Origin of the sequence: Pseudonocardia sp. EV170527-09, assembly GCF_008369905.1 — a bacterium.
In the GTDB taxonomy this organism is placed as follows: Bacteria; Actinomycetota; Actinomycetes; order Mycobacteriales; family Pseudonocardiaceae; genus Pseudonocardia.
Genome location: NZ_VRMC01000044.1, coordinates 38,928 through 48,210, shown reverse-complemented (window position 1 = coordinate 48,210; position 9,283 = coordinate 38,928). Strand labels below are relative to the sequence as shown.

The 9,283-nt window shown below is 72.7% G+C and carries 9 protein-coding genes; 2 read left to right on the top strand and 7 right to left on the bottom strand.

Features of this window, described 5'->3' with window-relative positions; genetic code table 11:
* A partial coding sequence (locus FVA95_RS15485; RefSeq protein WP_193564361.1) for a transposase occupies nucleotides 1–411 on the top strand: 411 nt, incomplete at its 5' end.
* 262 nt (nucleotides 412–673) lie between these two features.
* Here FVA95_RS15485 and FVA95_RS15480 read toward each other — a convergent pair.
* A complete protein-coding gene (locus FVA95_RS15480; RefSeq protein ID WP_149664861.1) occupies nucleotides 674–1,978 on the bottom strand; it encodes a lipopolysaccharide biosynthesis protein in 1,305 nt (434 codons plus the stop codon).
* A 42-nt stretch (nucleotides 1,979–2,020) separates the two neighbouring features.
* Nucleotides 2,021–2,494: a hypothetical protein gene (locus FVA95_RS15475; protein WP_149664860.1), complete on the bottom strand. Its 474-nt coding sequence runs from the start codon at nucleotides 2,492–2,494 to the stop codon at nucleotides 2,021–2,023.
* Nucleotides 2,495–2,621: 127 nt separating this feature from the next.
* Here FVA95_RS15475 and FVA95_RS15470 point away from each other — a divergent pair, with 127 nt between their 5' ends.
* On the top strand, nucleotides 2,622–3,002 hold the full coding sequence (locus FVA95_RS15470; protein ID WP_193564360.1) for a DUF6506 family protein: 381 nt from the start codon (nucleotides 2,622–2,624) through the stop codon (nucleotides 3,000–3,002).
* 354 nt (nucleotides 3,003–3,356) lie between these two features.
* On the opposite strand, the gene FVA95_RS15465 is transcribed toward FVA95_RS15470, so the two are convergent.
* From FVA95_RS15465 to FVA95_RS15445, 5 genes are read right to left on the bottom strand one after another with little or no spacing between them, the layout of a single operon-like run.
* Nucleotides 3,357–4,601, bottom strand: a complete 1,245-nt coding sequence (locus tag FVA95_RS15465) for a TetR/AcrR family transcriptional regulator (RefSeq protein ID WP_149664859.1) — start codon at nucleotides 4,599–4,601, stop codon at nucleotides 3,357–3,359.
* A 54-nt stretch (nucleotides 4,602–4,655) separates the two neighbouring features.
* On the bottom strand, nucleotides 4,656–5,516 hold the full coding sequence (locus tag FVA95_RS15460; RefSeq protein WP_149664858.1) for an SMP-30/gluconolactonase/LRE family protein: 861 nt from the start codon (nucleotides 5,514–5,516) through the stop codon (nucleotides 4,656–4,658).
* Between the two features lie 4 nt (nucleotides 5,517–5,520).
* Nucleotides 5,521–7,113, bottom strand: coding sequence for an AMP-binding protein (locus FVA95_RS15455; protein ID WP_149664857.1), 1,593 nt, complete (start codon nucleotides 7,111–7,113; stop codon nucleotides 5,521–5,523).
* Nucleotides 7,110–8,150: an acyl-CoA dehydrogenase family protein gene (locus tag FVA95_RS15450; RefSeq protein ID WP_161992321.1), complete on the bottom strand. Its 1,041-nt coding sequence runs from the start codon at nucleotides 8,148–8,150 to the stop codon at nucleotides 7,110–7,112. The genes FVA95_RS15455 and FVA95_RS15450 overlap by 4 nt, the downstream gene beginning before the upstream one ends.
* Nucleotides 8,143–9,282 (bottom strand): acyl-CoA dehydrogenase family protein, encoded by a 1,140-nt coding sequence (locus FVA95_RS15445; protein WP_205015868.1) that lies wholly within the window; start codon nucleotides 9,280–9,282, stop codon nucleotides 8,143–8,145. Before FVA95_RS15445 ends, FVA95_RS15450 begins: the two co-directional genes overlap by 8 nt.
* Nucleotide 9,283: the final 1 nt, after the last annotated feature.

Sequence of the window (9,283 nt, the reverse complement as noted above, 5' to 3'; positions counted from 1 at the left end):
GCCGTCAAACGCGCCATCCGAGCTATTTACACCGCGTCCACCGCCGATGCCGCTGCAGCCGCGCTGGATGATCTCGATGACGAGTGGGGGCGAGCCTATCCGGCGATGATACGTTTGTGGCGTAACGCCTGGACCGAGTTCGTGCCGTTCCTCGACTACGACATCGAGGTCCGGAGGGTGATCTGTACGACGAACGCGATCGAATCGTTGAACGCCCGCTACCGGCGAGCAGTCCGAGCGCGAGGGCATTTCCCCAGCGAGCAGGCCGCGATGAAATGTCTGTACCTTGTCACCCGCAGCCTCGACCCGACCGGACGAGGCCACACCCGATGGATGATGCGCTGGAAGCCAGTCCTCAACGCCTTCGCCATCACTTTCGGTGACCGCTGGCCGGGCGCCGAGCACTACTGACAACATCGCCGGAACCACCGTTCTCGTTACAGACCCTGCAGCGGCGCCGGGAGGGGGTCGTCTCCCGATTGTCCTCCGTCCAGTGGCCGGCCGCGTAGATGCAGTGAGCCGCGGTGACCCCGCGGGGCCGTGAGCCTGCACGCGTCTCCGGGCTCGCATCCTCGCGTCACGACATGGCGAAGACCGGTCGCCCGAGGCGGCGCGGGCAGACCCTCTGACTGTCGCAGGACGACACCGGTGTTGGTCGCAGGCCCGCAGGCGACTATTGAGGTGATCGCGGCGACGAACCGTGTAAGGGACGTCTACGTTCGGTGACGGTCAGGACGGCGGCGAAGACGGCCTGGACGGCGACGTAGCCGAGCACGAACGGCAGCATGACCAACGCGGGATATGTCGTCGTCGGATCGGGCAACGGGGTGAGCGCGGCGATCGCGACGACCAGACCGCAGTTGAGCAGTGACAGGCGGGCGTAGCCGACGCCGTCGCCGTCGGCCTGGCGGCGGGCCAGCTCGAACACCACGACGAGCCGGAACAGCACACCGACCATGAGCGCGGCGATGATCGGAGCGCCGACGGTGTAGCCGGGGCCCAGGACCCGCAGCACCGGCCAGCCCAGGGCCGCACCCAGGACGAGGAGCGGGACGAACAGCACCAGCATGCGGCGTCGCGTGTGGCGGGCGAGCTCGGCGGCGCGGTGGGGTTCGCGCGCGGTCTGCACGGCGAGGGAGTTGGTGAAGAACACCGCGGCGGTGTCGACGACGACGGTGGCCTGCCAGGCGATGAAGAAGACCGCGCCGATGGTGTTGCCCATCCGGAAGTTCGCCAGCAGCGGGATCTGGTTGTAGAGCAGCACCGCCCCGAGCTGGGCGACCGCGGTCGGAGCGAGGAACCCCGCCATGGTGGCCCGGCTGGGGAGAGTGCCGGGTCCGCCCGTGGCGGCAAACCGGCGGACCAGGAACCACAGCACGATCGTGCCGGCTCCGATCCACACCACGACCGGGATCACCCACGACAGCACCATGCCCTGCGACGCCAGACCCGCCCCGAGCGCGGCGAGCAGGCCGATCCGGGCGACGGCGAAGGTCCCGCTGCGCCACACCGCCAGCCAGGGCCGGCCGACGGCGACCATGACGAAGTCGTGCACCACGAACACGCCCCACCCGGCGCAGCCGAGCACCAGCAGCAACAGGCCGAACCCGAAGGGACCCTCGCCGGCGGCGACCAACGCCACCCGCGGGACGAGCAGCCCGTAGACCAGACCGGCCAGACCGGACAACGGCATGATCAGCAACAGGCTGCCGAACACCAGCCGTACGGACTTCCGACCCGCCCCCGGCAGCCACCTCATGATGCCGATGCCGAGGTTGAGCTGGGCCGCGCCGCCGATCAGCTGCATGGCCGAGACGAACTCCGTCGCCCGCCCGACCTCTTCCTGCGGCATCACCCATGCCGCGATCAGGAACCCCAGCAGACCGGCGACGGAGTTGAACACCGAGGTCAACGTCAGGGCCAGCGAGTCGCTCGACCCATCCTCCCGCGGACGACCCGACGGCTCGGAACGAGGCACTGTGGCGACGCTACGGGAGCCCCGGGGCGAGTGGCCGACCGGTCACACGTGCAGCTCCGAGCACTCGCCCCGGGCGAGCTGCGCGCGGAACACGGCGTCGAACGGGCTGTTCGGCTCGTCGTCGAGCGAATCGACGAACACCACCACCATCCGCCCGTCCTGACCTGCCGCGATGCGCCCGAGCATCGCTCGCCACGCGGCGAGGTTCGGGTGTCGGTACATGAGCGCGGCCTCGGCCGGGGCCAGGAGATCCACCGCGCTCTGCAGAGCGGCGGGCGTCAGGTCGTAGGTTCCCGTGCCCCTCCGTCGGCCGGTGACGATCCCGAGGACCAGCGCAGGGAGGCGGTGCAGCCAGCCGACGTTGACCACCGGAAACGACCACCCGATGCCGTCGTCGGTCGGGACGAACGCGACCCCGTAGGCGGCCGTCGGGGTCCAGCCGGGCATCCGGGCGGTGAACCGGTCCACTGCCGCCTGGATCAGCTCCGGTGTGGGCCACTGTTCGTCGAGACTCATGCCGCACAACTACCGGACTGCTGCGGCCGCCCGGGAGCGGTTTTCCGGCGAGCGCGGACCCCGTGTCGGCGGGGGATTCCGGCCAGGTCTTTGACCTGAAGCCGGGTTCAGCCCCGAAGCTCAGCGCATGAGCACCTCGACGGCCTGTTGGGCCTACCTGTTCGAGCACCCCGGCGCCGATCCCGCGCGTGACCGCCTCGTCCTCGACTCCGGGGGGCAGCGCTCGCTGATCGTTGCCGTCGCCTCGACGGCGGACGCCCCCGCCGTCGCCGCCGGCCTCGTTCGCGACGAACACGTCACGCTGATCGAGCTGTGCGGCGGCTTCGGCAGCGGTGACGTGGCCGCGGTCGCCGCCGCCGTCGGCGAGCACGCAGCCGTCGGGCACGTCGTGTTCGGGGTGGACCAGATCCCGGCTGCCGCGGCCTATGCGACGGCGGCCACCGCGGCGCTGTCGGCCGCGGCGTCCACACCCGACGCGTCGTCCTCACCGGCACCCGGTCGCCGATAACGCCGCCTGGTCCACGACGCATGCGTTCATCTCGCGCGCAGCCGGCCCGTCGGCGAGTGCGCGCGGGGGGAGCCGGCCGCGGGGGAGAGGCGCGATCGCCGCGGGCCCCGTCGCGGCTCCGGCGGGTTCAGGCGCTACCGGCGGGTGCGGGCCAGCTGAGGCGGACGTCCTCGGCGTAGTCCGCGCACCGGGCCTGCGGTACCGTCGTGACCTGCTCGGGGACGTCGTCCCCGACGAGCAGCCGGAACGGCCCCCCGGGTGCGGCGACGTGTCGGCGGAGCGCCTCGTCCGCCCGTCCACGGGCGCCCGAGCGGACCGTCGGTGCGCCAGGGGACCTCGACCATCCGACGGTGATCAGCGGCCGGACGGGACAACCTCCCCCGACATCACACCGGCCCGATGCTCGGCGGGAGGAAGACCGAGCGCGGCGAGGGCGGCGCCCGTCAGCTCGCCCGCCGCCACCGGGTAGCGCCGGAGGTGGGGGATCCGTGCGCAGTCGTCGACGATCGTCCTCGCGGTCCTGACCAGCGTCGCGGCGTCGGCGTCGGCGTCGGGCAGGTCGGGGCGGGCCGCCGAGAGCCATCGCTGCCACTCCGCCACCTCGTCGGCCTGGATGCGGTCGATGCGCTCGCGGGCGGCGTCGGGGAGGTAGAGCCGTTCGGTCAGCCGGACGGCGAGCAGGTCGGTCGCCTCGAGCGCGACGCGCACGTAGCCCGCGACGAGCAGGCCGAGGACCGCTTCGTCCGGGCCGGGGGTGCGCAGTGCGCGTGTCGTCTCCAGCGCGAGCCACTCGTGCAGCCGGGTGACGGCGGCCACCAGGATGTCGGCCTTGGTGTCGAAGTACCGGTAGAGGGCGGGCCCGACGACGCCGACCCGGCCGCCGATGTCGTCGATGCTCACCCCGGCGAAGCCCTTCGCGCGGAACTCCTGCGCAGCCGCCCCGACGAGCTGCTCGCGGCGGGAGGACGGCACCCGGTCGGAGATCCCCACCGAGCCGTCCGTGACGGTGGCCGCGGGGGCGGCGATCACCCGCCTGCTCGCCTCGGCCAGCTGGTGGGCGAGCCGGGCGCGGGGGAGCGGGGTGTCGTAGAAGCCCGCTCCGGAGATGATGCTGACGATGACCCAGCTGCGGAGGTCGGTCACCTCGGGGGACAGGTCGCCGCGGGAGGGGGAGAGGAGGAGCTCGTCGAGCTGCCTGCCGATCCACCGGGTCCTGTTGCGGACCAGCTGGAAGTCCTGGGCGTCGAGGTGGCGGGCCTCGCGCTGCCACAGCAGGGAGAGCCGGCGGCTGTCCAGCGCGGCCTCGGTGAGCGCGCCGAGCGTGGTGTCGAGATCGCGCTCACCGGGCGGCAGCGCGGCCAGCGTCGTGATCGTGTCGACGACGTGCTGCTGGTCCTCGAGCACGACGTGCGAGAGCAGGGCCCGCTTGTTGGCGTAGTGGCGGTAGAGGGCCCGCGCGGTGATCCCGCTGGCCTCGGCGATGTCGTCCATCCGGACGGCGTGGAACCCGCGGAGGCTGAAGAGCTCCCCTGCGTTACGGGCGATCTCGGCCCGCCGGTTGCGGGGCCGGGACCGCGGTGGCGCGCTCGCCGCGTCCATGCCGTGGTCTCCTCTCGCCGTCCCGATCCTAGCGAGGGAGACCACGGCCCGGCCTCAGGTGGGCGTGCCCCGCCGTCCCACCGATGCGGTGGCGACGGTCCCCGTCGACCGCCCCTGGACGAACTCCTCGACCGTGGTGGCGTTACAGCTCATGTACAGCGTCGCGAGGTCCTCGCCGCCGAACGTGCACGCGACCGCCTGCGCCCCGGTCACGGCGACCTTGTCGGTCAGCTCACCGCCCTCGACCACCCGGTAGAAGCCGGCGTCGTCCCCGGTGGTGAGCGCATTGCCGAACCACACCCCTCCGTCGGTGTCGAGGGCGATGCCGTCCGGCATGAACGTCTCGGGCAGCTGTGCCCAGACGTGCGGGTCCGACAGGGTCCCGTCGGGCGCGCGGTGGTAGGCGGTGATCCGGTGCAGGAAGGTCTCCGCGAGCAGGAGGCGCCCGTCGGACGTGAGCGCCATGCCGTTGGGGAACAGCACGTCGCCCTCGACACGCCGGACGGTGCCGTGCGGGTCGACGTGCGCCAACGCCGTCGGCCGCGGGTCCTCGGTTCCGACGGCGAACCCGAAGTTGCCGGCGTAGGCGTGCCCGTCGGACGTCACGAGCAGGTCGTTTCCGGGGCCGCCCGCGATGTCGCTGAAGTCGGCGTAGGTGCTCAGCGCGCCGTCCGTCCCGATCCGCTGGATCGTCGCGTCGGTCTGGGAGACCACCAGGGGGGTGCCGTCCGGCAGGAACCCCAGGCCCGACGGTGCGCCCGGAACCCGGGCGACCGTGGCGGCGTCCCCGTCGGGGGCGAAGGTCAGCACCGTGCCGGCGAAGAAGTCGCTGGCCCAGAGTGCACCGTCGTGCCATCGCAGGCCTTCGAGGAACTGGTGTCCGGTGGCGAACCCGGTCGGGGTGTGCAGCTTCATCGCGTCACTTCCGTGTCGATTCGAGGGTCGTGTGCTCGCGCGCCAGCTCGCGGAGCCGGAACTTCTGGATCTTGCCGCTGGGATTGCGGGGCAGGTCGTCGACCAGGAGCAGGCGCTCGGGGAGCTTCTGGCGGGCCATCCGCCGCGTGGTCAGCCACTCGACGAGCGCTGGCAGGGTCACCTCGCGACCGGCCTGCGCGACCACGACGGCGCAGACCCGTTCGCCGAGCACCGGGTCGGGGGAGGAGACGACGGCGACGTCGGCGACCGCGGGGTGTTCGAAGAGGTGGTCCTCGATCTCCTTGGCGCTGATGTTCTCCCCGCCGCGGATGATGATGTCCTTCTGGCGTCCGGTGATCTCGACGTAGCCGTCGTCGTCGATGTGGGCGAGGTCGCCGGTACGCAGCCAGCCGTCGTCGGTGAAGGCCGCGGAGTTGAGCGAGGCGTCGAGGTAGCCGAGGAACAGCTCGGGACCGCGCACCTGCAGCTCACCGTCCGGGGCGAGCCGTACCTCGGTGGGGCCGATCGGCCTGCCGTCGGTCCGCGCGCGCTTGTCCACGGGGTCGTCGGCGTTGCAGGCCGTAGCCGTCGGGTACTCGGTGGACCCGTAGCCCCGGCTGACGGTGCAGCCCAGCGCCGTGGTCGCGGCCCGGACCAGCTCCGGCGGGACGTCGGCGCCGCCGCACGCGAAGACGCGCAGCGAGCTCACGTCGCGTTCGGCCAGCGACGGGTGGTGGACGAGCCCGTGCAGGAACGGCGTGGCCGCGACCGTGAACGTGCACCGATGCTCCTCGATGAGCTCCAGACCCCGACCGGGCTCCCACACGTCGAGCAGGACGACCGCGCTGCCCAGCATGAAGGGCAGCTGCAGTCCGTAGAGGACACCGATGATGTGGCCGACCGGCGAGGGCATGAAGACGACGTCGGTCGCGGAGAGCCCGAAGAAGTCGATGATGCTGCGGTTCTCGTGGTCGAGGGTGTCGTGGCTGTGCAACGCGCCCTTGGGCGCCGAGTTCGTACCGGAGGTGTAGAGCAGCAGGGCGATGTCGTCCGGGGCCCGGGGCGTCCGGACGCCGTCCGCCCGGCCCTCGCCGAGGAGAGCGTCGAAGCTCAGCGTGCCGTCCCCGCCGTCCACCACGACGACGGTCTCCAGCTCGGGGACCTCGTCGCGGATCTCGTCGAGCATGGCCGGGTAGTCGAAGTCGCGGAACAGCCGCGGGACCACGGCGACCTTCGAGCCGGCCTGGCGCAGGATGAACGCCGTCTCGCGGTGCCGGTAGATCGGGATGATCGGGTTGCTGACCGCGCCGAGCCGGATCGCCCCGAGGTGCACGACGACCGCCTCGGCTCGGTTGGGGAGCAGCCAGGACACGACGTCGCCGGGGCCGACCCCGCGCCCGTGCAGCGCCGAGGCGAACCGGTTCACCGCCTCGTCGAGCGCGCGGTAGGTCCAGCGCCGCCCCCGGTCGACGACGGCGGTCGCCTCGGGCCTGCGCGCCGCGGCCGTGGCCAGGTGGCCGTCGACGAGGTTCCCCGCCCAGTGACCGGCCTCGACGTTGCGCCGGGCCTGCTCGTCGTCGAGCCTGGTCGCTCTCATGACTGCCTCTCGGGGTCCAGGAGTGCTGCGCCGACGTGGTGCCGCAGCTCGGTCTCGTCGCCGTACCAGCCGCGCAGCGCCAGGGCGCGCCGGTAGTACCAGCTGACGTCGGTCTCGGTGGTGAAGCCCATGCCGCCGTGCAGCTGGATCGCGTCCTCGCAGACCCGGACGGCGGCGTCCGCCGCGTGTGCCTTGGCCGTCGAGGCGATCAGGTCCAGCTCCGGAGGCGACGCCCCGCCGGCGTCGGCGAGGGCGGCCAGGCAGAGGTTGTGCAGGCCGGTCGACCGCGCGGACATGTCGGCGACGAGGTGCTTGACGGCCTGGAAGCCGCCGATCGGCCGGCCGAACTGCTCGCGCTGCCCGACGTGGGCCACGGTGCGGTCCAGTGCGCCGCGGGCGAGACCGCCGAGCTCGCAGGCGAGCAGCAACCGGCCCCACGACCGGATCCGGTCCCCGAGCCCGTCGTCGGTGACCAGGGTGTGGGCCACCGCGCCGTCGAAGGAGACGGACGCGAACGCGACCCCCGGATCGGCACTGACCAGGGGCTCGATGCGCACCCCGGGAGAGTCCGGGTCGACCAGGCACACCGTCGTACCGGCGACGACGACGAGCACCCCCGCCTGCGCGGCGAACCGGACGGCGGCGACGGACCCGACGACCTCCCGCCCGGTGACCGCGACCGACCCGAGGTCGCCCGGGACCGACGCCCCGGGGTCGACGAGCGCGGGCGGTGTCCCGTCGGCGGCCGGGACGATCTGTTCGACCAGCGCCGGCAGCAGACTGTTCTCCAGCAGCGGCCCGGGAAGCAGGTGCCGTCCGTACTCCACCAGGAACACATGGCCGAGAGCGGCCGGTGGTGCGCCGATCCCGCCCCGGTCCTGCGGCACGGCCAGGGAGTACCAGCCCAGTCCGGCGAGCTCGGATGCCAGGCCCGCGTCCCAGCCCCCGCCGTCCAGGAGCGCCCGCCGCCGTTCACCGGTGTGGGACCGGGTGAGGTAGTCGTCCACAGCGGACGCGAAGTCGTCGTGATCAGCCACGGGGCAGCCCCAGGAGTCGTTCGGCCACGATGGTGCGCTGGATCTGGGCGGAGCCGCCGTAGATGGACGCGGCCCGCGAGTACAGGTGCTCACGGGCCCAGCGGTCGGACCGCAGGCCGCCGGGCCGGGCGCCGGGCACCGCGCGCAGTGCGCCCAGCAGCCCCGCGATCTCGGCGAACACGGTCTGCTCGACGTCGTTGAGCACGAGCTTGTCGACGGAGTCCAGCGGTGTCGGGCCGGCGTCGGCGACGAGCCGGGCGGTGGTCTGCCGGGTCTGCGCGTCGAGGACCCGCATGGCGACCTGTGCCCGCCCGACGGCGGCCCGGGCCCGGGCCCCGGCGACACCGTGCGCGCGGAGCTCGCCGACGGCGTCCTCCAGCGCGACCTCGAGCTCCACCCGGCGGCGCAGGGTTGCCGCCCCGCGCTCGCTGCCCAGCGTGTGGGTGGCGATCGTCCAGCCGTCGTTCTCGTCCCCGAGCAGGTTCCGCCGCGGTACCCGGACCTCGTCCAGGAAGACCTCGCAGAACTCCCGGTCGCCGGTCATCTGCCGGATGGGCCGGGCGGTGATGCCGGGGCTCGTCATGTCGACGAGCAGGTAGCTGATGCCCGTCTGCTTGCGCACGGTCGGGTCGGTACGGACCAGCAGCGCACACCACTGCGCCTCGTGCGCCCAGCTGGTCCAGATCTTCTGGCCGCTGACCACGTAGTCGTCGCCGTCGGCGACCGCGCGGGTGCGCAGGGAGGCGAGGTCGGACCCGGCGTCGGGCTCGGAGAAGCCCTGGCACCAGATGTCCTCGCCGGACAGCATGCGGGGCAGCAGCTCGCGACGCTGCCGGTCGGTGCCGTAGCGGTCGATGGACGGTCCGACGACCTCCAGCCCGATCAGGCCGACGGGCTGGGGGGCGCGGGCCCGCACGAGCTCCTCGACGAACACCAGCTGGTGGGCGTGGGTGAGCCCGCCACCGCCCGCCTCCCGCGACCAGGCGAGGCCCAGCCAGCCGGCGTCGGACAGGGTCTTCTGCCAGCGGCGCAGCACCGCGAACCGGGCGTCGGGGTCCGACGGGACCTCGGGGGCCCCGGTCGCGGCGAGCCAGGCCCGGGCCCGGGCCCGGAAGTCCTCCAGGGATTCCACG